Origin of the sequence: Nocardia sp. NPDC049526 (genome assembly GCF_044465765.1) — a bacterium.
Lineage (GTDB): Bacteria > Actinomycetota > Actinomycetes > Mycobacteriales > Mycobacteriaceae > Nocardia.
In genome coordinates this window covers 92238-118076 of the sequence record NZ_JBITMA010000009.1, presented here as the reverse complement: position 1 = coordinate 118076, position 25839 = coordinate 92238, and the positions used below count along the sequence as shown (strand labels likewise).

Sequence of the window (25839 nt, the reverse complement as noted above, 5' to 3'; positions counted from 1 at the left end):
ACGTTCGAATACCTGTTCGATCCCCGCGGTGCTGGGAACTCGGCATTCGCGCCCAGGATAGGCCAGGTGAGCGACTCGGAGGGACGGCTGATGTCTGGTCGGATCGAACACCCGGGGCAACCCGGCAAGGCGGGCAAGCTGCTGCAGCGGGCGGACGGCTTGCTGATGCAGGCGGCAGGAGAGCGCGACCCGCGTGAACGTTTTCGGACCGCGTATCTCGCCGCGCTGCGCGGTGCCGGGGCCGTGCTCGCGTTCACCGGGGCGGACGCCGCGCCGCGGGCGCGCTCGCGCAATGCCTGGGTGCTGATGCAGCGCGCTGCGCCCGAATTCTTCATGTGGGCCGACTACTTCAGCGCCCGTTCGGAGATCAGGGCCGCGCTGGAGGCGGGGCTGGATCGCGATGTGGATGATCAGCAGGCCGACGAGTTCTATTCGCGGGTGGGCGCATTCCTCCACGACGTCGAAGATCTGCTGAATGCCGGGGCTCGATTGCGCCCTGCGCCGGGCTGGTCCGGCGGTATGACCGCTTAGTTATCGGCGAGTAGGTGGTACGGCACTGATCGAACTCGTATCATTGGTGGCAGATAACCGACCTTGGTTATCTGTCGCCTACCCGGAGGCGACAGCCACGTCCTAGTGCCGGGGGAGGTACCGTGCCACTCTCCGAGCACGAGCAGCGCATGCTCGAACAGATCGAGAGCGCGCTCTATGCTGAGGATCCGAAGTTCGCGTCGTCCGTCCGCGGCGGACGCCTTCGCTCGACCTCGAGTCGTCGCAGACTCCAGGCCGCGGCCCTGTTCGTCCTTGGTCTGTTTCTACTTGTCGCAGGCATCGCCGCTCCGGTGAAGCTCGGCGACTTTCCGATCATCAGCCTGATCGGATTCATCGTGATGTTCGCCGCAGGCGTGCTGCTGCTGCTCGGCAGTTCCAAGGGCATCGCCAAGGGCGACCGGTCGGGCAATGCCCAATCCGGTGGCGCGAGTGGCGGATCGGGCGGACGTGGGCGACAGCGCAAGTCCGGTGGTTTCTCCGAGCGCATGGAGGATCGGTTCCGCCGCCGCTTCGATCAGGAGTAGCGCGCCCGTAGCCGACATCGACATATCGAACGCGCCGCCGCACCGAACAGGTGCGGCGGCGCGCTCTCATGCGTGAACCACCTGGCTGCTGAATGCTCGCCGTGCGCGGTTCCCCACAACGCCCCACGATCTTCCCCCACAACCTCCCACCGCCCACCTCCGCGCCGCTCCGTGACCGGCCGAAACCTGGGGAACCAGGGCGTTTGCTGGTAGTTGTCGGGCGCTTGTCTCGCCGTGCGGCGCGTGTCGTCAGAACACGGAAAAAGTTCTCCACCGCCGTGATAGCTGGGATGACCTGCGTAATCGACGACGCGGGGAGCCAGATCACCCCGAGTTTCGATTGAAAGTGGGGGAAAGTGGGGTAATGTGGAGCGCGCACAAGAGGAAGGGCATACATCCGAGGTGATCGTGCTCCCCGTACCACGGGGTTGATCCGGGAGGTAGCGGGTTGTTTCTCGGTACCTATACACCTCGGTTGGATGACAAGGGGCGACTGACGTTGCCTGCGAAGTTTCGAGACGATCTGGCGGGAGGGTTGATGGTCACGAAGGGTCAGGACCACAGCCTTGCCGTATATCCCAAGGAAGAGTTCACCGCTCTCGCACGGCGAGCCGCGGCGGCATCTCGAAGCAATCCACAGGCGCGCGCGTTCGTCCGGGCACTCGCGGCCGGTACGGACGAACAGCGTCCGGACGCCCAGGGCCGGATCGTGTTGTCGGCCGATCATCGTCGCTACGCGAACCTTTCGCGGGATTGCGTGGTGATCGGATCGGTCGACTTCCTCGAGATATGGGATAAGCAGGCGTGGGAGTCCTACCTCGCCGAGCACGAGGAGGACTACGCGCAAGCGAGAGACGAGTCGCTGGGCGGAATCTTCTAGCCCTGAGCGAACGAGTGCCACGCGGCCTCTGCCCGGACGCGCGGACCCTGACGTACTTCCCCGACGCCAGGTGCCGAGGCTCCGGTCAGAGACCCCGCGGCATTCGTATTTTCGAAAGTAGCTGTGTAACAAGGCGACCCCGCAGCGAGTGATCCCACTGACACGGCTCGATGCGCGACGACGCGAGGCAGGATTCCGGGAGGTCGAGGTGAACCGTGAACAGGACGGTCCTCGCCATGTTCCGGTTCTGCTCCAGCGGGCCGACGCGCTGCTCGGTCCGGCACTCGCCGAACCCGGCGCGGTATATGTCGACGCCACATTGGGTTTGGGCGGACACGCCGAACACTTCCTGCGGACCTACCCGAATATCCATCTCGTCGGACTCGATCGCGATACCAATGCGCTGGCATTGGCCGGCGCACGATTGGCGCCGTTCGCGGACCGAATCACCTTGGTACACATCCGATATGACGGAATCGCGGCTGCCCTGGAGCAGGCCCGATTGCCGACCACCGGTTCGGTGAGCGCCATCCTGATGGATCTCGGTGTGTCCTCGATGCAACTCGACGAGGCCGAGCGCGGCTTCGCCTACTCCGTCGACGCGCCACTGGATATGCGGATGGATCCGACCACCGGCATCACCGCCGCGGATGTGCTCAACACCTACAGCCACGGTGATCTGGCGCGCGTGCTGAAAACCTATGGCGAGGAACGCTTCGCGGGCAAAATCGCATCCGCGGTGCTGCGCCGTCGGCAGCAGAAGCCGTTTCGCACGAGTGCCGAATTGGTCGAATTGCTTTATGCCACAATTCCGGCCGCCACCAGGCGGACGGGCGGTCATCCGGCCAAGCGGACCTTCCAGGCGCTGCGGGTAGAGGTGAACGGCGAGCTCGACTCGTTGCGCGCCGCCCTGCCGGCCGCCCTGGACTCGCTGCGGGTCGGCGGCCGGATCGTGATCATGTCGTATCAGTCGCTCGAGGATCGGGTGGTCAAACAGGAGTTGGCGCCGCGCACGACATCGCGGACCCCGGTCGACCTGCCGGTCGAATTGCCCGGTATGGGACCGGAATTCAAGTTGCTGACCCGGGGCGCCGAGAAGGCGACCGAACAAGAGATCGAAGAGAACCCGAGGGCGGCGCCCGTGCGGATGCGCGCGGCGGAGAGAATCCAGGAGGGGACAGCATGAGTGTGCGCACGCGTACCGTCGAGGCGCCGGGCCGGATCGCCCGCCGGGTTCAGGCCGCCGAGCGGGTGAAATCCGGTGCCGCACAACGGGCCTACGCCAAGCGCCGGATGCGGGCCGAGCAGTCGGGGGACCAGCACGATTTGCCGAAGCAACGCGCATCGGCGATGGCTTCGCGAATTCCGTTCGTGGCGGCCATCATTGCGCTGCTCGGCTGCGGTCTCGCGCTCACGCTGCTGCTCACCACCCGTTCGGCGGAGGACAGCTATCAGCTCGGCGATGCCAGGGCGACCAACCGCAAGCTCGCCGACGAGCGCGCGGCGCTGCAGCGCGAGGTCGAGGCCGCCGACTCCGCGCCCGAACTCGCCGCCCGGGCCCGCGAACTCGGAATGATCCCGGCCAAGGATCCGGCCCGGCTGGTGATCGGACCGGATGGCGGGGTGACGGTGATCGGTAAGCCGACGCCCGCGCAGGGCGCACCGGTGCCGCCGCTGAACAGCTCGCCTGGCACGCCCACCGTCCCGCCGACGGGCAATGCCCAGGCCCGCGGTGAACGATTGGTTCCGGTGACGACCACGCCGACCGCGCCGCCCGCCCAGCCGAATACCGGTCAGCCCGCGAATGCTGTTGCGGGACAGGCGAGTCCGACGACCAGCCCAACACTGGCGAGCCCGGCGCCGACGCCGACGCCGAGCCCGGCCGCGCAGGCTCCGGTGGAGACACCGCAACCGGAAACTCCGCAGCCCGTACCGGCGCAAGCCCAAGCGCCGCAGCCCGAGACGCCCCAACCAGCGCTCACCCCTGACGAGGGCGCCCGATGAGCATGCGGCAGACCAAGCCCGCGTCGCGTCAGCGCCGCGGGCCGTCGGCATCCAAGGCGGGCTCTACCAGAGCGGCCGGAACGTCGAGGACGGCAACCGCATCCAGACCGCGGGCGGCCGCCCCGGATCGTCCGCTGCGTCTGCGTCTGCGTCTCGGCGTCGGCCGGGTGATCATGCTGATCGCGCTGGCGGTCGTCGCGCTGCAATTGCTCTGGGTGCAGAGTATTTCCGCGCCCAGCCTGTCCGCGCAGGCGGCCAGCCAGCGCACCACCCGCGAGCCCGAGTACGCCACCCGTGGACCGATCACCGATCGCAACGGGAAATCCCTCGCGATCACGCTGAGCGCCCAGGCGCTGACCTTCCAGCCGGTGGTCGTGCGCAAACAACTCGCCGATGCGAAGGAGAAGTCGGCCAAGGCTCCGGATCCCGATGAGCGGCTCAAAGCGATTGCCAAGACCATTCACGACAAGATCGGCAAGGACGCGCCCGCCGAATCGGCGCTGCTGGACAAGCTGAAGAGCGATACAGCGTTCGTCTATCTCGCCCGCAATGTCGATCCGCGCATCGCCTCCGATATCAAGGTGCAATTTCCCGAGGTCGGCGCCGAGCGCCAGGACGTGCGCGATTATCCGGGCGGCTCGCTGGCGGCCAATGTGCTCGGCACCACCGGCTGGGACGGACACGGCCAGATGGGGCTCGAATCGTCGCTGGACTCGCTGCTGGCGGGTACCGACGGCTCGCAGACCTACGACCGCGGTTCCGACGGTGCGGTCATTCCGGGCAGCTGGCGCGATAAGCAGCCGGCGGTGAACGGCTACTCGGTCCAGCTGACCCTGGACTCGGATCTGCAGTACTACGTGCAGCAGCAGGTGCAGCAGGCCAAGGAGATGTCCGGCGCGAATGCGGCCTCGGCCGTCGTGCTGGATGCGAAAACCGGCCAGGTGCTGGCGATGTCGAATGACAACACCTTCAACCCGGCGCTGGGACCGCAGCATTGGGGCAATGCCGAGATGCAGAACCCCGCGGTGCAGGATCCCTTCGAACCCGGTTCGGTCAACAAGATCGTGACCGCGGCCGCGGCCATCGAATACGGCTTGACCAATCCCGACGAGGTGCTGCAAGTGCCCGGCGAGATCCGGATGTCGGGCGTCACCGTGCACGACGCCTGGGAGCACAGCACTTTGCCGTACACCACCACCGGCATCTTCGGTAAGTCCTCGAATGTCGGCACATTGATGCTGGCGCAGCGGGTCGGCGAGGACCGGTTCGCGGATATGGTCAACCGCTTCGGCCTCGGCCAGCGCACCGGTGTCGGACTGCCCGGTGAGAGCCCGGGCCAGGTGCCTGCGCGCGACCAGTGGTCCGGCGGTACCTTCGCGAACCTGCCCATCGGACAGGGCCTTTCGATGACGAACCTGCAGATGACCGGGATGTACCAGGCCATTGCCAATGGCGGCGTGCGGATTCCGCCGCGCATCGTCAAGTCCGAGACCGCGCCGGACGGCACTCGCACCGAGGAGCCGCAGCCCGACGGCGTGCGCGTGGTGAGCGAACAGACCGCGGCAACGCTGCGCACCATGTTCCAGGCGGTCGTGCAGCGCGATCCGATGGGTGTGCAGATGGGCACCGGCGCGTCCGCCGCGATCGATGGCTATCAGGTGGCGGGCAAGACCGGCACCGCGCAGAAGGTCGACCCGAGCTGCCGCTGCTATTCGACCTCGTCGTTCTACATCACTTTCGCCGGTATGGCTCCCGCGGACAACCCGCGCTACGTCATCGGCCTGATGCTCGACGCGCCGATTCGCAGCTCCGACGGCAGCGGTGGCGGGTCGGTGGCGCCGTTGTTCCACAACATCGCCTCTTGGGCGCTGCAGCGCGACCGGATCCCCCCTTCACCCGAGCCGTCGCGACGGTTCGTTCTGCAGGCTTCATAAGATTGGAGCCGCGTTGCCCGGCCGTGAGCCGACGTCGGTAACCTGACTCGACGTTCCCGCCTTTCCTATAGATCCACCCAGTCCCGTCCGTGCCGATTCCCGAGAGGAGCCCTGTGCCCGCGCAGTCCAGCCAGCACGTGCTCCGGCCGACCCATCCGCGGTCGACGTCGTTGTCCACCGTACTGGCCATGACCGGTGCCGGCTCCTCGCGAGCCGACCTCGCGCAGATCCAGGTCACCGGCATCGAGCAGCGCTCGCATGCGGTGCAGCCGGGGGATCTGTTCGCCGCACTGCCGGGCGCGCAGGCGCACGGCGCCCGTTTCGCGCGCGACGCCGTCGAACGGGGCGCGGTCGCGGTCTTCACCGACCCCGCGGGCGCCGAACTGGCCGGTGAGCTCGGCGTGCCGGTACTGGTGCGCGAGCAACCCAGGTCGGTGCTCGGCGAGCTGTCGGGCGCGCTCTACGGCAATCCGTCCGAGCGGCTGCGCATCGTCGGTATTACCGGCACCTCGGGCAAGACGACCACTGCGTATCTGGTGGAGGCCGGGCTGGCCGCCGGCGGCCTGTCCACGGCGCTCATCGGCACCATCGAGACCAGGATCGGCGGTCGCCGCGTGCCGAGCGCGTTGACCACGCCCGAGGCGCCGCAGCTGCACGCCATGTTCGCGCTGATGGTCGAGCAGGGTGTGGATGCGGTCGTGATGGAGGTTTCCAGCCACGCGCTGGCGCTGGGCCGGGTCGACGGTGTGCGCTTCGCGGTTGGCGCGTTCACCAATCTCTCCCAGGACCACCTGGACTTCCACGCCGACTTCGAGGATTACTTCGCCGCCAAGCGCAGGCTTTTCGAATCGGAGTCGCCGGTCGCCGCACGCACTTCGGTCATCTGCGTCGATGACGAATGGGGACGGCGCCTCGCCGCCGATCTCACGGCTCCGATCACCGTATCCACCACCGGTTCCGGCACGTGGCAGCTCACTGGCGAGGTATCCGCGCACGGCGCTGAGCAGGAATTCACCGCGGCCGGACCGGGGGCGAATGTCGATGTGCGCCTGCGGCTTCCGGGCCGCTACAACGTCGCCAACGGACTGCTCGCGGTCGCGGTGTGCGCCGCCGCTGGAGTCGAGCCCGCCGTCGCCGCGCCCGCACTGGCCACCGTCGACGTACCGGGCCGGATGCAGCGGGTCGAGCGCGGACAGGACTTCCTGGCCATCGTCGACTACGCGCACAAGCCCGCCGCGGTGGAGTCGGTGATCGCCACGCTGCGCGGTCATCTCGCGGCGGGAGCGACGGGCCCGGAGGCGGAGCGTAACCACGCAGGGCACCGCGAGCGCCGCAAATCAGATACCGCGGCCGATACCGGTGGTCGGCTGGCCGTGGTCGTCGGCGCGGGCGGGGACCGGGACGCGGGTAAGCGCCCGCTGATGGGTGCGGCCGGTGCGCGCGGCGCCGATCTGCTGATCATCACCGACGACAATCCGCGCAGCGAGGATCCGGCCGCGATCCGCGCCGCGCTGCGCCTAGGCGCGCTGGCGGTCCCGGAGGCCGAACGCGGTGAAGTACGCGAAATCGGGGACCGTGCCGCGGCCATCGCCGCCGCCGTCGACTGGGCCCGTCCCGGTGACGTGGTGCTGGTGGCAGGTAAGGGACATGAGGCAGGGCAGGAGATCCAGGGTGTGAAGCATCCGTTCGACGACCGCGAGGTGCTCGCGGCGGCGTTGGAGCGACGGGAGCGGGGCCCGCAGGACGACAACACTGAGCAGAGTCCGCAGGGGTCGGACGCGGAGGACTTGACGGTTTCATGATCGAGATGACGCTGCGGGAGATCGCGGAGGTCGTCGGCGGCACGCTGCACGACGCCCCCGACCCGGAGGTGACGGTAACGGGTTCGGTCGAATTCGATTCGCGCCGAATCGGTTCCGGGGATCTTTTCCTGGCCCTGCCCGGTGAGCAGGCCGACGGTCACGACTATGCGAAGGCTGCCGTGGACGCCGGTGCGGTCGCGGTGCTCGCGGCCCGTCCGGTGGGCGTGCCCGCGATCGTGGTGGCTCCCAGCCCGGGTACCGTGCCCGCGAAATCTGTTGCACTGGCCGGTGATTCGGATGGGTCGGGAGCCGCGGTGCTGGCCGCGCTCGCTACGCTCGCCCGGGTGAGCGTCGAACGTCTTTCCGCCGTGGGAGCGACGGGCTCGGAGGCGGCAGCGGAGCGTGACCACACAGGACCCCGTGAGCGCGGCAAATCCAACACTGCGGCAGGCGGACTCACCGTGATCGGGGTGACCGGCTCCTCGGGCAAGACCTCGACCAAGGACCTGCTCGCGGCCGTGCTCACGCCGCTGGGCCCGGTCGTCGCGCCGCCCGGATCGTTCAATAACGAACTCGGCCATCCGTGGACCGCGCTGCGCGCCGATGCCGACACCCGCTTCCTGGTGCTGGAACTGTCTGCGCGCGGTCCCGGCCATATCGCCGCGCTCGCGCAGGTCGCGCCGCCGAAGATCGGTGTCGTGCTCAATGTCGGCACCGCCCATCTCGGTGAGTTCGGCAGTCGCGAGGCGATCGCGCAGACCAAGGGCGAACTCGTCGAGGCACTGCCGTCCACGGGGCTGGCGGTGCTCAATGCCGACGATCCGCAGGTGGCCGCGATGGCCGCACGCACCCAGGCCCGCGTGGTGACGGTCGGCCAGGCGGGCAATGCCGACATCCGCGCCACCGATGTGCATCTCGATGCCGAGGCACGCGCGGGCTTCACGCTGCACACAAGTAAGGGCAGCATCCCGGTGCGGCTGGCCGTGCACGGCGAACACCAGGTCGGCAATGCGCTGTCCGCCGCCGCCGTCGCACTCGAATGCGGTGCGGACCTCGACACCGTTGCGCAGGCACTCGGCGGCGCGCATGCCGCATCGGCCCGCCGCATGGATGTGCGGACCACCGCCGACGGCATCACCGTCGTCAACGACTCCTACAACGCCAATCCGGATTCGGTACGCGCCGCCCTCAAGGCGTTGGTGACCATGTCACGTGCGGGCGACACCCCCCGCCGCAGCTGGGCCGTACTCGGCGAAATGGGTGAACTCGGCGAGGAATCCGTCATCGAACACGACCGGATCGGCCGCCTCGCGGTGCGCCTGGATGTCTCCCGGCTGATCGTGGTCGGGACCGGAAGGCCATCCCACGCGATGCACCAGGGCGCGGTAATGGAAGGCTCGTGGGGCGAGGAGTCGATCCTCGTGCCCGATATCGGCGCGGCCATCGCGCTGCTCGACAACGAGGTCGAGCCGGGCGATGTGGTGCTGGTCAAGGCGTCCAAGGCGGTCGGACTGTGGGCGGTCGCCGAACATTTGACCAGCGCGGAACGTGCGGGAACAAGTCGGGGTAGCACGGAGGCGCTTGGATGAGGCAGATTCTGTTCGCGGCTGGGATCGCGCTTGCGGTCTCCATCCTGCTGACGCCGCTGTTGATACGCATCTTCGCCAGGCAGGGCTTCGGGCAGGAGATCCGGGTCGACGGTCCGGCCAGTCATCAGGCCAAGCGCGGCACCCCGACCATGGGCGGTGTGGCGATCCTGGTCGGTATGTGGGCCGGCTACCTCGGCTCACATCTGATCGGCATCGGCTACGACGCCGATGGACCCTCCGCCTCGGGCATTCTGGTGCTCGGGCTGACCACCGCACTCGGTGTGGTCGGCTTCCTCGACGACTTCATCAAGCTGCGCAAGCAGCGCAATCTCGGTCTGTCGGCCGCGGGCAAGTACGTCGGTCAGATCAGCGCCGCAGTCCTGTTCGGCATCCTCGCCTTGCAGTTCCGCGGCGGCAACGGGTTGACTCCGGCGAGCAAACATCTGTCCTATGTCCGCGATATCACCACGGTATCGATGGGCGTGATCATCTTCCTGTGCTGGGTCTGTCTGCTGGTCGTGGCCTGGTCGAATGCGGTGAATCTGACCGACGGCCTGGACGGCCTGGCCGCGGGTTCGATGAGCCTGGTGCTCGGCGCCTACGTGGTCATCACGTTCTGGCAGTACCGCAATGCCTGCGCGACGATCCCGGAGGCGGGCTGCTACAACGTGCGCGATCCGCTGGACCTGGCACTGGTCTGCGCCTCGGCCGCCGCCGCGTGTGTCGGCTTCCTGTGGTGGAATGCCGCGCCCGCCAAGATCTTCATGGGCGATACCGGTTCGCTGGCCCTGGGCGGCATGCTCGCCGGCCTGTCCATCACGACCCGCACCGAACTGCTGATGGTCGTGATCGGTGCGCTGTTCGTCGCGGAAACCGCCTCGGTGGTGCTGCAGGTCGCGGTGTACCGCACAACCCGCAACCGGCTATTCAAGATGGCGCCGTTCCATCATCACTTCGAACTCAGCAAGTGGGCCGAGACTACGGTGATCATTCGGTTCTGGTTGTTGGCGGCGATGGCGTCGGCGGTCGGACTCGGCCTGTTCTACAGCGAATATCTCTCAGCGGTCGGGTGAAGTAGCGATGGTCGAACATTCTCCGCGGGCCCTGCGAACACCGGGGCCTATGCTCGAATTCCTGCGTGGCCGTGACGTTCTGGTGGCCGGATGGGGTGTCTCGGGTCGCTCGTTGATCGAACCGCTGCGCGATATCGGCGCGCGTCCGGTGGTTACCGACGGCGGCGCCGCCGCATTGGCCGAGGCGGCCGGGCTCGGTCTGGACATCGCGACCTGCGCCGAACTGGAAACCGCGGACTGGAGCCGCTTCGCATTGGTCATCACCAGTCCGGGCTGGCGGCCGGATTCGCCGGTGCTCGCCGCCGCGGTGACCGAGGGCACCCCGGTCTGGGGCGATGTCGAATTCGCCTGGTGGGTCGATCAGGCCAGGATCTACGGTCCGGTCCGCAAATGGCTGGTGGTGACCGGTACCAACGGCAAGACCACCACCACCTCGATGGTGCATTCGATCCTGCGCGCGGCCGGTATCGCCAGTGTCGCCTGCGGCAATATCGGGCTGCCGATCCTGGATGCGCTGCGCCGCAATCCCGGTCCGCAGGTGCTGGCGGTCGAGCTGTCCTCGTTCCAATTGCATTGGGCGCCTTCGGTGCGGCCCGAGGCAGGTGTGGTGCTGAATGTGGCCGAGGATCACCTGGATTGGCACGGCGGCCTCGATGCTTACGCCGCCGCCAAGTCCAGGGCGCTCTACGGCCGCGTCGGTGTTGTCGGACTCGACGATCCGGTGGCCGCCTCGCTGGCCCGGCGCAGTAAGGCGCGCCGGACGGTCGGCTTCCGGATCGGCGTACCCGCCGACGGCGAACTCGGTGTCGTGGACGGCAAACTGCTCGACCGCGCCTTCACCAAGGCCGCCATCCTGGCCGAGGTCGGCGATATCAGCCCCAAGGGGCCCGCCGGTGTGGCCGATGCACTCGCCGCCGCCGCGCTGACCAGGGCCATCGATGTGGCACCGCAATTCGTGCGGGAAGGTCTCATCGAGCACAAGGTCGGTCCGCACCGGGCCGCCTTCGTGCGCGAGGTGTCCGGTGTCGAATTCATCGATGACTCCAAGGCCACCAACCCGCACGCCGCCCGCTCATCGATTCTCGGTCATCCGCAAGTGGTCTGGATCGCCGGTGGCCAGTTGAAGGGTGCGTCGGTCGAGGATCTGGTCGAGGAGATCGCCGATCGCCTTGTCGCCGCCGTGCTGATCGGGGCCGACGCGCCGGTGATCGCGGCCGCATTGGCGCGACACGCGCCCGAGGTCCCGGTTGTCGAGGTCCGCGCGGGAGACCATGCAGGGATGGGTGACGCTGGGATAGATGGGGCGGCGAGCGCCGATGCCGTGATGGCGCAGGCCGTGCGCGCCGCGGCCCGGCTCGCCCGTCCGGGGGACACCGTACTGCTGGCTCCGGCCGCGGCCTCCTTGGATATGTTCGCCGACTACACCCACCGCGGGCGCAGTTTCGCCGCGGCGGTGGCCGCGCTGGAAGACGGTGACATCGGGCGGCATCTATGACCGAGACGACCCGGCGGAATCGGCTGGCGGCCACCAAGTTCGGCGCCTGGCTGGCGCGTCCGCTCGCGTCGTTCCATCTCGTCGTCACGATCGCGACACTGCTGACCGTGCTCGGTCTGGTCATGGTGTTGTCGGCATCGAGCGTCGAGGCGTATGTCGACGGCGGGTCGGCGTATTCGCTGTTCATCCAGCAGGCCATGTTCGCCGCGATCGGTGCGGTGCTGTTCTATCTGGCACTGCGGATTTCGTTGCGCCGACTGCGGCAATGGTCGTTTCCGCTGTTCGCGATCTCGGTGCTGGCGCTGTTGCTGGTGCTGATTCCCGGCATCGGTTCCGAGGTGCAGGGTGCGCGGCGCTGGTTCTTCCTCGGGCCGGTCTCGGTGCAGCCGTCGGAGATCGTGAAGGTGACGCTGGTGGTGTGGGGTGCGCATCTGCTCGCCTCGCGCCGGTCGGAACAGGCCGGCTTGAAAGACATTCTGGTGCCGCTGGTGCCTGCCGGTCTGCTGGTGTGTCTGCTCGTCGTGCTCGAGCCGAATCTGTCGACCACCATCGCGCTGGGCATCGTGCTCGCCGCACTGCTGTGGTTCGGCGGGCTGCCGGTGCGGCTGTTCATCACCATCGCGATTTCGGGCATGATCGCCGCGGGCATACTCGCGCTGTCCGCCGGTTATCGCTCGGATCGGATGCGCGCCTTCTTCAATCCGGGCGACGATCCGCAGGGCATCAATTACCAAGCGCGCCAGGCGCTGTACTCGCTGGCCGACGGCGGGATCTGGGGTCGCGGCCTCGGCCAGAGCCGTGCCAAATGGCAGTACCTGCCGAACGCGCACAACGACTTCATCTTCGCCATCATCGGCGAGGAACTCGGATTCCTCGGCTGCGCACTGGTTTTGGGCCTGTTCGCACTGTTCGTCTACACCGGCCTGCGCATCGCGAGCCGTTCGGTCGATCCGTTCTTGCGGCTGCTCACCGCGACCGCGACTACCTGGATCACCGGCCAAGCGCTGATCAACATCGGCTATGTGGTCAACCTGCTCCCGGTGACCGGTCTGCAGCTGCCGCTGGTTTCGGCGGGCGGTTCGTCGCTGGCGATCACCCTGTTCATGTTCGGCATCATCGCCAATGCGGCCCGGCACGAGCCCGAGGCGATTTCGGCGCTGCAGGCCGGACAGGACGGCAGATTCAGCCGACTGCTGCGACTGCCCAAGCCGGAGGTGTACTCACCGGCGAAGGCGGACGCGGCACGTGCACGCTCGGCCGCGGCCAAGGCCAAGGCGGCCGAACAGCGGGCACGGGCCGAACGGGCCAAGGCCGACCGGGCGCGCGCCGCACTGCCGCAGGGGCGGCGCAGCCAGTCCGAATCCGGTCGGCGGAGCGTGCCCGAGAGCCGGGGAACGAGTTCGCTGCGGGCGACCAGGGCATGGGAGCCGAGCTATCCGATAAACCATGCGAGAGATCGGGGAAGATCCAGGTGAGTGCGGAGCGACCCCGCAAACCACTGTCGGTGATCGTCGCGGGCGGTGGTACCGCGGGACATATCGAGCCCGCGCTGGCCGTCGCCGACGCGCTGCGGCGACTCGACGATTCGATCCGGGTCACCGCACTCGGCACCGAACGCGGACTCGAGACCAAACTGGTGCCCGAGCGCGGCTATCCGCTGGAGTTGATCCCGCCGGTGCCGTTGCCGCGCAAGCCGAGCGCGGATCTGTTGCGGCTGCCCGGTCGTGTCCGCGCCTCGGTGGCCAAGACCAGGGCGGTCATCGATGCGGTCGAGGCCGATGTGATCGTCGGCTTCGGCGGCTATGTCGCACTGCCCGCCTATCTCGCCGCGGGCCGTGGCGCGCTCGGCCGCAGGCGCGCGGTGCCGGTGGTGGTACACGAGGCGAATGCCAAGGCGGGCATCGCCAATAAGGTCGGTGCCAGGCGCGCGGCCAGAGTGCTTGCCGCCGTCCCAGGTTCGGGTCTGCCCAAGGCCGAGGTCATCGGCATTCCGGTGCGCGGGTCCATTACGTCGCTGGATCGGGCCGCATTGCAGGCCGAGGCCCGTGCGCATTTCGGCCTGCCCGCCGAGGGGCCGGTCCTGCTCGTCTTCGGTGGCTCGCAGGGGGCGGTCTCGTTGAACAAGGCGATCTCCGGCGCGGCGCCACAGCTGGCCGCGGCGGGCGTCTCGGTGCTGCACGCGCACGGACCCAAGAACACCCTCGAGGTCGCGGAATCGGATGAGGGTGGGGCGCGGTATATCGCCGTGCCGTATCTTTCCCGGATGGACCTGGCCTATGCCGCCGCCGACGCGGTCGTCTGCCGCTCCGGCGCGATGACCGTCGCCGAGGTATCGGCGGTCGGTCTGCCCGCGTTCTATGTACCGCTGCCGCACGGCAACGGTGAGCAGGAACTCAATGCCAGGCCGATCGTCCGTCAGGGGGGTGGCAGAATCGTTCCCGATGCCGAGCTGACCCCAAAATACGTGATCGACGAGGTGATACCTTTGCTGACCGACCACGCACGGCTGATCGAGATGAGCCTGTCCGCCGCAGGCGCCGGACACCGCGACGCCGCCGACGAACTGGCGCGCATTGTCGTCGAGGTGAGCGGCCGGTGACCCCGGGAACCGATGCCACCGAATCCGGGGCAGTCGAATCCGGCGCCGACGAGGTGCGTTCGGCGCTGCCGCCGGAATTGGCGCGCGTGCATATGGTCGGGATCGGCGGGGCGGGCATGTCCGGCATCGCCCGCATCCTGCTCTCGCGCGGTGGCTCGGTCTCCGGCTCGGATGCCAAGGAGAGTCGCGGTGTACTCGCGCTGCGGGCCCGCGGCGCGCAGGTGCGCATCGGTCACGATGCCAGCGCCCTCGATCTGCTGCCCGGCGGCCCGACCGCGGTGGTCACCACGTACGCGGCCATCCCGAAGACCAATCCCGAACTGGTCGAGGCGAATCGGCGCGATATTCCGGTGCTGTTGCGTCCCGCCGTGCTCGCCTCACTGATGCAGGGACATCGCACGCTGCTGGTCTCGGGCACGCACGGCAAGACCTCCACCACCTCCATGCTGATCGTGTCGTTGCAGCACTGCGGATTCGATCCGTCCTTCGCGGTCGGCGGTGAACTCAACGAGGCGGGCACCAATGCCCACCACGGCACCGGCGAGATCTTTGTCGCCGAGGCCGACGAGAGCGATGGCTCGCTGCTGCAATACGACCCGGATGTCGCCGTGGTCACCAATATCGAATCCGATCACCTGGACTTCTTCGGCTCCGATGAGGCCTATGTCCAGGTATTCGATGATTTCGCCGACCGTCTCGGCCCCGGCGGGCTGCTGGTGGTGTGTCTGGACGATCCCGGTTCGCGGGCGCTGGCCGAGCGGGTCGGTGCGCGATTGGCGGAGAAGAACGTTCGGGTGCTCGGCTACGGGTCGGGCGAGCTGTCCGACGCGCCGGTGCCGGTGGGCGTGCGGCTGCACAGTTGGGAGCCGCGCGATGTCGGCGGGCTGGCCCAGTTCCAGCTCGCCGATGAGGCCGCGCCGCGCACCCTGCGACTCGCAGTGCCCGGTCGGCATATGGCGCTCAACGCGCTGGCCGCGCTGCTCGCCGCACGCGCCGCCGGTGCGGATATGGACGAAATCATCCAGGGGCTGGAGGGTTTCGGCGGTGTGCATCGCCGGTTCCAGTTCGTGGGCCGGGAAAACGGGGTGCGCGTCTTCGACGATTACGCCCACCACCCGACCGAGGTGCGCGCGGTACTCGGCGCGGCCGCGGAGCTGGTGCAGCAGGAGGCCCGCGACGGTGCGCGCTCCCGACAGGGCCGGGTCATCGTGGTGTTCCAACCCCACCTCTACAGCCGCACCGCCACCTTCGCCCAGGATTTCGGCGCGGCGCTGAGCCTTGCCGACGAGGTTGTCGTGCTCGATGTCTTCGGTGCGCGGGAGAAGCCGCTGCCCGGCGTCAACGGCGCACTCGTCGCACAAGCCGTTACCAAACCCGTGCACTACCAGCCGGATATGTCGCGGGTCGGTCGTCAGGTCGCGGGCCTGGCACTGCCCGGCGATGTGGTGATCACCATGGGCGCGGGCGATGTGACGATGCTCGGCAGCCAGATTCTCGATGGGCTGCGAGCTCGTCCGCAATACGGGCGGTGACCCGCCATGCGAACCGCGGGTGACTGGTTCGACCGGGCACACCGGGGTCGCCTGCGTCTGTGGAGTTTGCTCGGCGTGTGCGTCCTTACCGTTGTCGTTGTACTGGCTTGGTTCACCCCGGTGCTTTCGGCGAGCACGGTCGAGGTCGACGGTTTGGTCGCGGTGCCCGAGGAACAGGTGCACGACAAACTCGAGATCCCGTCCGGCCGATCGATGCTGCGCATCGACACCGATGCGATGGCCAGGCGGGTGGCGAGCCTTCCGAAAGTCCGCACCGCACGGGTGCAACGCGTCTTTCCGTCCACCGTCAAGGTGACGGTCGTGGAGCGCACGCCAGTACTGTTCTGGGACAGTCCGCAAGGCGCGCATCTGCTTGATGCGGAGGGTGTGGAGTTCGCGATCGAAGACACGCCCATCGGCGTTCCGAAGCTCACCACCGAACATCCCGGCGGCGACGATCCGGTCACCCGGGCCGCGGCCTCGGTTCTGTCGGTGCTGCCTGCGGCGCTGGTCGTGCAAGTGGACGAGGTTGTCGCGCGGTCGATTTCGGATATTTCGCTGAACCTGCGCGACGGCCGCGCGGTACTGTGGGGAGGAACTAATGACGCGGAACGCAAGGCGGCCGTGGTGATGCCGCTGTTGACCCGCGATGGAACGGTGTTCGATGTTTCGAGTCCGAATCTGGTCACGGTAAAGTGATCGATACCCATTGTGCCCAGGGGTTTTTCGATGGAACTGTGACCGCAGTGGGAACAGCCCAGCGAGACCGGGGGTTCGGGGGCAACCGTTCACGATACGACGTGTTGCGCGGCGAGACGAGAGGGATCACACAAGATTCTGTCAGTCGTTTCGGCGCGCCTGCGCGTCTATCGCGGCGGCTGCGAATAGCGTTCCGCAGCAGTCGGATACTTGACATAACGCTAACCCTGTGGTTGAGGTTTAGAGTTTGCCCGGACTGTCACAGGCCGAATGTCGAGAACCCGAAAACGACAGACTTTAGATCGAAGGAAGGCGAGAGCCCATGACGCCCCCGCACAACTACCTTGCTGTGATCAAGGTCGTCGGTATCGGCGGCGGCGGCGTGAATGCCGTCAACCGGATGATCGAACAGGGACTCAAGGGAGTCGAGTTCATCGCGGTCAACACCGACGCGCAAGCGCTGCTGATGAGCGATGCCGACGTCAAACTCGACGTCGGCCGTGAGCTCACGCGCGGTCTCGGCGCCGGTGCCGACCCGGAGGTCGGTCGCAAGGCCGCCGAGGATCACAAGGACGAGATCGAAGAGGTGCTCAAGGGCGCCGACATGGTCTTCGTCACCGCGGGTGAGGGCGGCGGCACCGGTACCGGTGGCGCACCCGTCGTCGCGAGCATCGCGCGCAAACTCGGTGCGCTCACCATCGGTGTGGTCACCAGGCCGTTCTCGTTCGAGGGCAAGCGCCGTGGCAACCAGGCCGAAGTGGGCATCAACCTGCTGCGCGAATCCTGCGACACGCTCATCGTCATCCCGAACGATCGGCTGCTGCAGCTCGGCGATGCGGCGGTCAGCCTGATGGACGCCTTCCGCTCCGCCGATGAGGTGCTGCTCAACGGTGTGCAGGGCATTACCGACCTGATCACCACCCCGGGTCTGATCAACGTCGACTTCGCCGACGTGAAGAGCGTGATGTCCGGCGCGGGCAGCGCTTTGATGGGCATCGGCTCGGCGCGCGGCGAGGGCCGTTCGGTCAAGGCCGCCGAATCGGCGATCAATTCGCCACTGCTCGAGGCATCGATGGACGGTGCGCACGGCGTACTGCTCTCGATCGCGGGCGGTTCGGATCTGGGTCTGTTCGAGATCAACGAGGCGGCCTCGCTGGTGCAGGAGGCGGCACATATCGAGGCGAATATCATCTTCGGTACCGTCATCGACGATTCCCTCGGCGATGAGGTTCGCGTCACGGTGATCGCGGCCGGTTTCGACGGCGGCGGTCCGGCCAGGCGCACCTTCGAGGCGGGCCGCGGCGCGATCGGTTCGGGCCGGGCCGGTGAGATCGGCCAGACCAGCCGGACCAGTGAGATCGCCGCCGCCTCGCGTGCCGAAACCGCTTCCACCGCAGGTCAAACCAGCTCCACTCGGGGTGCGGTGCCCAGCTACCGGGATTCCGAGCGGGCCCGCACGCTGGCCGAGCCGACGGCAACGCACAATACGCGCTCGCATATCGAGCCGCCGGATTCCGATGACGACGACGATGTCGACGTGCCGTCGTTCATGCGTCGGTAGGAAGGCTCAACCCTCCGAGCGCTACTAGGCTCGGAGGTATGACAGCGCCGACATTGACCGTTCGACGAGTGACGACCACCAGAGCGGGCGGTTTCTCGGCGCCGCCATACGATTCGTTCAATCTCGGGGATCATGTGGGGGACGACCCGGCGACCGTTCAGCGGAACCGGGACCGGCTGGCCGAGGGTATCGGCCTGACACCGGATCGGCTCGTGTGGATGGAACAGATCCACGGGCGCAATGTCGAAATCATCGATGGGCCACGGGATGCGCCGGTGCCCGCCACCGACGCATTGGTGACGACCGTGCCGGGGCTGGCATTGGTGGTGCTCACCGCGGACTGCGTACCGATCCTGCTGTCCGACGACGAAGCAGGGGTGATCGCGGCCGTGCACGCCGGGCGAATCGGTGCGCGCATCGGCATCGTGCCGCGGGTATTGGACGCGATGGTTTCGGCCGGCGCCCGCATCGAGCGGATCGGCGCCTTCCTCGGTCCGGCCGCATCGGGCCGTCAATACGAGGTGCCCGCCGCGATGCGCGCCGATGTCGAGGCGCATCTGCCCGGCAGTGCGACGACCACCGTGCGCGGCACACCCGGACTCGACCTGCGCGCCGGAATCAACAGGCAGCTCACCGAAGCTGGAATCGGCGGGGTGGCCACCGATCCGCGCTGCACGATCGAGGACAAGACGCTGTTCAGTCATCGCCGCGGCGCACCGACCGGGCGCATGGCCGGTGTCATCTGGATACAGGCGGACGCATGAGTACGGAATCCATTGCGGCCGAGGCCATGGACGGCCGGACCGCCGAACTCGCGGCGAATCTCGCCGATCTGAACAAGCGAATCGGCGCGGCTTGTCATGCGGCCGGGCGTGATCCGGACTCGGTGCGGCTGCTGCCCGTGACGAAGTTCTTCCCGGCCACCGATATCGCCATCCTGCATCGCTTGGGCTGCAGGGAATTCGGCGAGTCCAGAGAGCAGGAGGCCACCGCGAAGGTCGCCGAACTGGCCGACCTCGCGGATGTGCGCTGGCACATGATCGGTCGGCTGCAGCGCAACAAGGCTCGGATCGTCGCGCGCTGGGCACATGCGGTGCACTCGGTCGACAGCGAACGCTTGGCAACGGCCCTTGACACCGCGGCGCGGGCTGCCTTGGACACTGAGGAGCGCGGCGAACCGGTTCGCGTCTTGATACAGGTTAGCCTGGACGAGGATCCGGGTCGCGGTGGCGTCGCTCCGGAAGATCTTGCGGCACTGGCCGATCGGGTAGCCACCGCGCCGGGACTGCAGCTCGCGGGCCTGATGGCGATTCCCCCGCTCGACGCCGTTCCCGACGATGCTTTTGCACGCCTTGCACATTTGTACTCGCTGATCCGCGCGGACCATCCGGAAGCGACCGAACTCTCCGCTGGCATGTCGGGTGATCTGGAATCGGCGATCGAACACGGTTCTACCTGTGTGCGTGTCGGTACCGCCTTGATGGGCGCTCGACCGATAACCTCGGCGTAGCAAAGAAACCTCATCAGTCACATTCGACACATATGCTGGGACTGGAGAGGACTGAGCAAGACTTCAACACCCGGCCGCCACCGGGGCCGAAGGAAGGTCTATGAAATGAGCACGCTGCACAAGTTCAAGGCGTACTTCGGCATGGTTCCGCTCGAGGATTACGAAGACGACTATGTCGCCGAGCCGGCCCCCCGGGGTGTGGACGAGCGCGGCTCACGTCGTCCCCGGCCCCGTGACTATTCCGAGCGCGCCGGTTACGGCGCGGACCGCTATGCCGAAGACCGTTACGACGATGAGCCGGATTACCCTGAGCCGGCGTACAAGTCGCCGTACAAGGCGGGATACCCGGTGTCTCGGCGCGACGATTATGTCGACGAGCCCTATGTGGACGACCGCTATGACGCGCGGCCGCGTCCCACCAGGATCGATGCCGCGCCTGGCGCGTCCCGATTCCGCGCGGGCGGTAATGCGCCGATGCTGCGGGGAGCCACCAGGGGTGCGCTCGCCGTCGATCCCGAGGCCGAGGAGCGGCGACTGGAGGAGCGCGTGCGCCCCGAGCCCGCGCCCGCCCGCCGGCCGGGGATCTTCGAGGACGGAGGTCCCTTGTCCAAGATCACGACGCTGCGCCCGCGCGACTACAGCGAGGCCCGCATCATCGGTGAGCGCTTCCGCGAGGGCAATCCGGTGATCATGGACCTGGTCGATCTGAGCAATGCCGACGCAAAGCGGCTGGTCGACTTCGCCGCCGGCCTCGCATTCGCGCTGCGTGGCTCATTCGACAAGGTCGCGACCAAAGTGTTCCTGCTCTCACCGGCCGATGTCGATGTCTCGGCCGAAGAACGTCGCAGGATCGCCGAAACCGGCTTCTACAACCAGAAATAGCGCTGTGATCCGGGGGTTCTGTTAGACCCGTTGCGTATGGGGCGGTGTGGTCATTTTGCGCGACGCGGATTTTGGGGCAGAGTGAGGTCGTGGCCTTGTTTGCGGTGCTGTACTTCGTACTGTTCATCTTCTGGCTGTTGTTGATCAGCCGAGTGATCGTTGAGTTCATCCGCAGCTTTGCCCGAGACTGGCGCCCGAGCGGCTTCGTCGTCGTCATCCTCGAGGTGATCTTCACGATCACCGATCCTCCGGTGAAACTCCTGAGGCGGCTGATACCACCGGTGTCATTGGGAGGAATTCGGCTGGATCTGTCGATTATGGTCCTGCTTTTCGTCGTCTTCATCTCGATGACGTTTGTGGGCGGCCACGCCGACGGGTAGCCCTGGTGTGACAGAATGAACCGAGAAGATAGCTTGCTAGATCTGCTAGATCTCCAAAAGACGCGCGAAGGGATCCTTCCATGCCGCTGACCCCAGCCGATGTGCACAACGTCGCGTTCAGCAAACCGCCGATCGGGAAGCGCGGCTACAACGAGGATGAAGTAGATGCCTTCCTGGATCTCGTGGAGCAGGAGCTCTCGCGTCTGATCGAGGAGAACGCTGACCTGCGCCAGCGGGTTGCCGAACTCGATGCGGAACTGGCCGACGCCAAGAAGAATCGCGGTCCGGCCAATGCCGCCGCAGTGAAAGGGCCGGTCCAGCAAGCGCCGCCGCCCCCACCCGAGCCCATCAAGCCGCCGGTGCAGCAGGCCCCGCCGCCGCCTCCGATGCCGGTCGCGGCACCGGTAGCCAAGGATGCGCCGAGCGCCGATGCGAACCTGCAGGCGGCCAAGGTGCTCAGTCTCGCCCAGGAGATGGCGGACCGGCTGACCAGCGATGCGAAGCTCGAAGCGGAGAACCTGCTTTCGAATGCGCGGGCCAATTCCGAACGCCTGGTCGGTGATGCGCGAACCCGCTCGGAAGCGATGATCGCCGATGCGCGGCAGAAGTCGGACGCGATGCTGTCGGACGCCCAGACCCGTTCGGACAACCAGCTACGGCAGGCCAAGGAGAAGGCCGATGCGCTGCAGGCCGATGCCGAGCGCAAGCACACCGAGATCATGGCCACCATCACCCAGCAGCGCAGCGTGCTGGAGAGCCGGATCGAGCAGCTCAAGACCTTCGAGCGGGAATACCGCGTGCGGCTGAAGTCGTATCTGGAGTCCCAGCTCGAGGAGTTGGAGAACCGTGGCTCGGCGGTGCCGGTGGACGGCGGCGAGGCCTTCGTCGACGCCAATACCGCGAACAATCTCGCTCCCGCCTCGTTCGCCAAGGGCGCCAAGTAATCTCGTAGTAGAGAGATATCTCTGCTGTAGTTGCTGTTCAAGTAGCTAGAGGTACGCCGAGCCGCCTGGCATGCCTAGGGGGTCAATATGCTCGTCTTGACGCTCGTCCTTGCGGCGATCGGGTTCGCCCTGCTAGTGGCCGCGCTGACCACCGGGTCGGTGCTGTGGGCATGGGGGTGCATCCTCATCTGTATCGTGGGCGCTGTGCTGTTGCTGGTGAGCGCGCTTTCTATGCGCAGCTCCGATGGCGATGCCGCGCCGCCACCTGGTCGGCATGCCAAACGGTAATCGTGGGCCCGACAAACTGGTTTGACCGTCCTGGTTAGAATCAAACATGTAATCGGCGTAGATCCGGCCATCACCGGGGAGTCTTCGGAAGAACGGTGCGCTGGCCGCACTCAGTAGAACCGAACGGGTGAGCCCGTCACAGCTCGAAACGAGAGGTCCTGGTTGGTCGCGCGGATCGGCGCACCGCCCGGACAAGCGGGGTGGTACCGCGGTTTCGACGCAACCGGCGTCGTCATCGTCCCCGTGCTGACACATACGCGCCACGGCGCGGCGGCACGAGGAGACGTATCCGCGATGGCGGACGAACCTTCCAGCAGCGCATACCCGCGCGTCGATCTGGGCGCTGGCAGCGGGGCATCCTTCCCTGACCTGGAGCGTCGGGTACTCGACGCCTGGGCTACCGGCGATACCTTCCGCGCCAGCATCGAGAACCGTTCGGGAGCAGCGGAGTTCGTCTTCTACGACGGGCCGCCGTTTGCCAACGGGTTGCCACATTATGGACATCTACTCACCGGGTACGTCAAGGATGTGGTCCCGCGTTTCCAGACGATGCGCGGCAAGCAGGTCGATCGACGTTTTGGCTGGGACTGTCACGGACTGCCCGCGGAAATCGAAGCGGAAAAGCAGCTCGGTATCACGGACAAATCACAGATCGATGCCATGGGGCTCGCGGAATTCAACGCGGCCTGTAAATCCTCGGTACTGCGCTACACCGGGGAATGGCGTAATTATGTGACGCGTCAGGCCCGTTGGGTCGACTTCGACAACGACTACAAGACGTTGGATCTCGACTTCATGGAGTCGGTGATGTGGGCGTTCAAGTCGCTGTATGACAAGGGCCTGATCTACCAGGGCTTCCGGGTGCTGCCCTACAGCTGGTACGAGCAGACCCCGCTGTCGAATCAGGAAAGCCGACTCGACGACGCCTACAAGATGCGGCAGGATCCGGCCGTCACCGTCGATATGGTGCTGAGCGTGCCGAGCGAGCATCCGCTGCACGAACTCGACGGCGCGAACGCACTCATCTGGACCACCACGCCGTGGACGCTGCCGTCGAACCTCGCGATCGCGGTGCATCCGGATGTGCGCTACGTGCTGGTGCGCGGCACCGACGGTAAGCGCTACCTGCTGGCTGCCGAACGGGTCTCGCACTACGCCCGCGAATTCGGCAATGAGCCCGAGGTGCTCGGCGAGTTCGACGGTGCCGCCCTCGCGGGTCTGTCCTACGCACCGCCGTTCGACTTCTTCCTCGGTCATCCCAACGCGCACCGCGTGCTGACCGCCGACTACGTGACCACCGACTCCGGCACCGGAATCGTGCACCTCGCACCGGCTTTCGGTGAGGAGGATATGGATGTCGCCACCGCCAACGGCATCGAGATCGTGCAGCCGCTGGATCCGGGCGGCAAGTTCACCTCGATGGTGCCGCCGTACGAGGGCCTGATGGTCTTCGACGCCAATCCGGCGATCATCAAGGATCTCAAGGCGGCCGGAAAACTGCTGCGGCACGAGACGATCGAGCACTCCTACCCGCACAGCTGGCGCTCCGGTCAGCCGCTGATCTACATGGCGGTGCCGTCCTGGTTCGTCGCGGTGACCAAGTTCCGCGACCGAATGGTCGAGCTGAATAAGCAGATCACCTGGGTGCCCGAACACATCCGCGACGGACAGTTCGGCAAGTGGCTCGAGGGTGCCCGAGACTGGAACATCAGCCGCAACCGGTACTGGGGCAGCCCGATCCCGGTGTGGGTCTCCGATGATCCCGCTTACCCACGCACCGATGTGTACGGCTCGCTCGACGAGCTGGAGCGTGACTTCGGCGTGCGCCCGACCGATCTGCACCGGCCGATGATCGATGAGCTGACCCGGCCGAATCCCGATGATCCGACCGGTAAGTCGACCATGCGCCGGGTGCCGGAGGTGCTGGACTGCTGGTTCGAATCGGGTTCGATGCCGTATGCCCAGGTGCACTACCCGTTCGAGAACAAGGAGTGGTTCGACAGCCACTTCCCGGGCGACTTCATCGTCGAGTACAACGGGCAGACCCGCGGCTGGTTCTACAACCTGCACGTGCTCTCGACCGCGCTGTTCGACAGTCCGGCCTTCAAAACCGTTGCCGCGCACGGCATCGTGCTCGGTGACGACGGACTGAAGATGAGCAAGTCCAAGGGCAACTACCCGGATGTGAACGAAGTGTTCGACCGGGACGGTTCCGATGCGATGCGCTGGTTCCTGATGAGTTCGCCGATCCTGCGCGGCGGCAATCTCATCGTCACCGAGCGCGGCATCCGTGAGGGGGTCGGCCATGCGCTGCGCCCGCTGTGGAACGCGTGGACCTTCCTGCAGCTCTACGCCTCGAAAACGGGTGTGTGGCGCACGGATTCGCCACATGTGCTGGACCGCTACATCCTGGCCAAGCTGGCCGCGACCCGGGATGTGATGACCGAGGCGCTCGAGGTCTACGACATCGCAGGCGCCTGCGAGGAATTGCGTACCTTCGCCGACGCGCTCACCAATTGGTATGTGCGCCGGTCGCGTTCGCGCTTCTGGGAGGAGGACAAGGATGCGGTCGACACCCTGCACACGGTGCTCGAGGTCATCACCCGGCTGGCCGCGCCGCTGCTGCCGCTGATCTCCGAGGTGATCTGGCGCGGGCTGACCGGCGAGCAGTCGGTGCACCTGGCCGACTGGCCCAAGGAGGGAGAGCTGCCGGAGGATCCGGATCTGGTCGCCGCCATGGACGAGGTCCGGGTGGTCTGCTCGACGGTGCTGAGCCTGCGCAAGGCGCAGAATCTGCGGGTGCGCCTGCCGCTGGCCGAGGTCACCATCGCCGCGCCCGATGCCGAGCGGCTGCGTCCGTTCGCCGACATCATCGCTGACGAGGTGAACGTCAAGAAGGTCGACCTGACTACCGATGTCGCCGTGCACGGCCGTTTCGAGCTGGTCGTGAACGCTCGCGCCGCAGGCCCGCGCCTCGGCAAGGATGTGCAGACGGTGATCAAGGCGGTGAAGGCGGGCGAATGGTCCGAGAACGCCGCCGGTGTGGTCGCCGCGGCGGGCATCGAGCTGCTGCCGGAGGAGTACTCCCAGCGCCTGGTCGCGGCCGAGCCGGAGTCCACCGCGGCCCTGCCCGGCAATGCCGGCTTGGTCGTGCTCGATTCGGTGGTGACCGAGGAGCTCGAGGCCGAGGGCTGGGCCCGCGATGTGATCCGCGATCTGCAGGAGACGCGAAAGTCCCTGGGGCTGGACGTATCCGATCGCATCACCGTGGTGCTCGCGGTGCCCGCCGATAGGCAGGTCTGGGCGCAGACCCATCGCGATCTCATCGCGGGCGAAATCCTCGCCACCGAGCTGACTTTCGGCGATCCGGGCGCGGATGCCGCCGAAATCGTCGGTGGCGTGCGGGTGTCGATCGCGAAGGTCTGACGCGGCGGCTCGGCTGGAGCACCGTCGTGCGAACGGCAGTCGGGGGGGGGGGGGGGGGGCGCCCCCCCCCCCCGGGCCCCCCCCCGCGGGCGGAATATGTTTTTTTTAAAAAAACCCCAAGATTTTGTTTAGCGGTTGTGGTGGGGCACAAACACCCCCCACCCA

Annotated in this window: 22 protein-coding genes; all 22 read left to right on the top strand. The window is 66.9% G+C overall.

Translation table 11 applies throughout. The features are described from left to right. The first annotated feature begins 90 nt into the window (after positions 1–90). Positions 91–531: an SAV_6107 family HEPN domain-containing protein gene (locus ACIBW7_RS27235; protein WP_397051646.1), complete on the top strand. Its 441-nt coding sequence runs from the start codon at positions 91–93 to the stop codon at positions 529–531. 122 nt (positions 532–653) lie between these two features. Further along, on the top strand, positions 654–1076 hold the full coding sequence (locus ACIBW7_RS27230) for a DUF3040 domain-containing protein (protein WP_040688643.1): 423 nt from the start codon (positions 654–656) through the stop codon (positions 1074–1076). A 448-nt stretch (positions 1077–1524) separates the two neighbouring features. Continuing rightward, on the top strand, positions 1525–1956 hold the full coding sequence (mraZ, locus tag ACIBW7_RS27225; protein WP_036535307.1) for a division/cell wall cluster transcriptional repressor MraZ: 432 nt from the start codon (positions 1525–1527) through the stop codon (positions 1954–1956). Between the two features lie 208 nt (positions 1957–2164). Next, positions 2165–3142, top strand: a complete 978-nt coding sequence (gene rsmH / locus ACIBW7_RS27220; protein ID WP_397051027.1) for a 16S rRNA (cytosine(1402)-N(4))-methyltransferase RsmH — start codon at positions 2165–2167, stop codon at positions 3140–3142. Next, positions 3139–3960: a hypothetical protein gene (locus ACIBW7_RS27215; protein ID WP_397051025.1), complete on the top strand. Its 822-nt coding sequence runs from the start codon at positions 3139–3141 to the stop codon at positions 3958–3960. Before rsmH ends, ACIBW7_RS27215 begins: the two co-directional genes overlap by 4 nt. A 2-nt stretch (positions 3961–3962) precedes the next feature. Continuing rightward, positions 3963–5894 (top strand): peptidoglycan D,D-transpeptidase FtsI family protein, encoded by a 1932-nt coding sequence (locus tag ACIBW7_RS27210; protein WP_397051643.1) that lies wholly within the window; start codon positions 3963–3965, stop codon positions 5892–5894. A gap of 113 nt (positions 5895–6007) precedes the next feature. Next, positions 6008–7696, top strand: coding sequence for a Mur ligase family protein (locus tag ACIBW7_RS27205; protein ID WP_397051023.1), 1689 nt, complete (start codon positions 6008–6010; stop codon positions 7694–7696). Continuing rightward, positions 7693–9285: a UDP-N-acetylmuramoyl-tripeptide--D-alanyl-D-alanine ligase gene (murF, locus tag ACIBW7_RS27200; protein ID WP_397051020.1), complete on the top strand. Its 1593-nt coding sequence runs from the start codon at positions 7693–7695 to the stop codon at positions 9283–9285. Before ACIBW7_RS27205 ends, murF begins: the two co-directional genes overlap by 4 nt. After that, positions 9282–10358 carry a phospho-N-acetylmuramoyl-pentapeptide-transferase gene (mraY, locus tag ACIBW7_RS27195; RefSeq protein ID WP_397051018.1) on the top strand — a complete coding sequence of 359 codons (1077 nt, stop codon included), beginning with the start codon at positions 9282–9284 and terminating at the stop codon, positions 10356–10358. Before murF ends, mraY begins: the two co-directional genes overlap by 4 nt. 49 nt (positions 10359–10407) lie before the next feature. Then, positions 10408–11853 (top strand): UDP-N-acetylmuramoyl-L-alanine--D-glutamate ligase, encoded by a 1446-nt coding sequence (gene murD, locus ACIBW7_RS27190; RefSeq protein ID WP_397051016.1) that lies wholly within the window; start codon positions 10408–10410, stop codon positions 11851–11853. Further along, positions 11850–13328 carry a putative lipid II flippase FtsW gene (ftsW, locus tag ACIBW7_RS27185; protein ID WP_397051014.1) on the top strand — a complete coding sequence of 493 codons (1479 nt, stop codon included), beginning with the start codon at positions 11850–11852 and terminating at the stop codon, positions 13326–13328. Before murD ends, ftsW begins: the two co-directional genes overlap by 4 nt. Beyond that, entirely contained in the window at positions 13325–14452 is a 1128-nt protein-coding gene (murG, locus tag ACIBW7_RS27180; protein WP_397051012.1) for an undecaprenyldiphospho-muramoylpentapeptide beta-N-acetylglucosaminyltransferase, read from the top strand. The genes ftsW and murG overlap by 4 nt, the downstream gene beginning before the upstream one ends. 92 nt (positions 14453–14544) lie before the next feature. After that, the gene (murC, locus tag ACIBW7_RS27175; RefSeq protein WP_397051641.1) at positions 14545–15984 is read left to right on the top strand and encodes a UDP-N-acetylmuramate--L-alanine ligase; all 1440 of its coding nucleotides are present in this window, start codon (positions 14545–14547) and stop codon (positions 15982–15984) included. 6 nt (positions 15985–15990) lie between these two features. Further along, complete coding sequence (locus ACIBW7_RS27170; RefSeq protein WP_397051010.1) at positions 15991–16683, top strand: cell division protein FtsQ/DivIB; 693 nt, start codon at positions 15991–15993, stop codon at positions 16681–16683. A gap of 322 nt (positions 16684–17005) precedes the next feature. Next, positions 17006–18244: a cell division protein FtsZ gene (ftsZ, locus tag ACIBW7_RS27165; RefSeq protein WP_397051008.1), complete on the top strand. Its 1239-nt coding sequence runs from the start codon at positions 17006–17008 to the stop codon at positions 18242–18244. A gap of 38 nt (positions 18245–18282) precedes the next feature. Further along, positions 18283–19008 carry a peptidoglycan editing factor PgeF gene (gene pgeF / locus ACIBW7_RS27160; RefSeq protein WP_397051006.1) on the top strand — a complete coding sequence of 242 codons (726 nt, stop codon included), beginning with the start codon at positions 18283–18285 and terminating at the stop codon, positions 19006–19008. Then, complete coding sequence (locus ACIBW7_RS27155) at positions 19005–19754, top strand: YggS family pyridoxal phosphate-dependent enzyme (RefSeq protein ID WP_397051004.1); 750 nt, start codon at positions 19005–19007, stop codon at positions 19752–19754. Before pgeF ends, ACIBW7_RS27155 begins: the two co-directional genes overlap by 4 nt. Positions 19755–19859: 105 nt before the next feature. Next, on the top strand, positions 19860–20636 hold the full coding sequence (gene sepF, locus ACIBW7_RS27150) for a cell division protein SepF (RefSeq protein WP_387294952.1): 777 nt from the start codon (positions 19860–19862) through the stop codon (positions 20634–20636). Positions 20637–20725: 89 nt separating this feature from the next. Further along, positions 20726–21016 (top strand): YggT family protein, encoded by a 291-nt coding sequence (locus tag ACIBW7_RS27145; protein WP_040688811.1) that lies wholly within the window; start codon positions 20726–20728, stop codon positions 21014–21016. Positions 21017–21096: 80 nt separating this feature from the next. Further along, a complete protein-coding gene (locus tag ACIBW7_RS27140; protein ID WP_397051002.1) occupies positions 21097–21960 on the top strand; it encodes a DivIVA domain-containing protein in 864 nt (287 codons plus the stop codon). An 87-nt stretch (positions 21961–22047) separates the two neighbouring features. Then, entirely contained in the window at positions 22048–22248 is a 201-nt protein-coding gene (locus tag ACIBW7_RS27135) for a hypothetical protein (RefSeq protein ID WP_040688662.1), read from the top strand. Between the two features lie 294 nt (positions 22249–22542). After that, the gene (gene ileS, locus ACIBW7_RS27130; protein ID WP_397050999.1) at positions 22543–25674 is read left to right on the top strand and encodes an isoleucine--tRNA ligase; all 3132 of its coding nucleotides are present in this window, start codon (positions 22543–22545) and stop codon (positions 25672–25674) included. Positions 25675–25839: the final 165 nt, after the last annotated feature.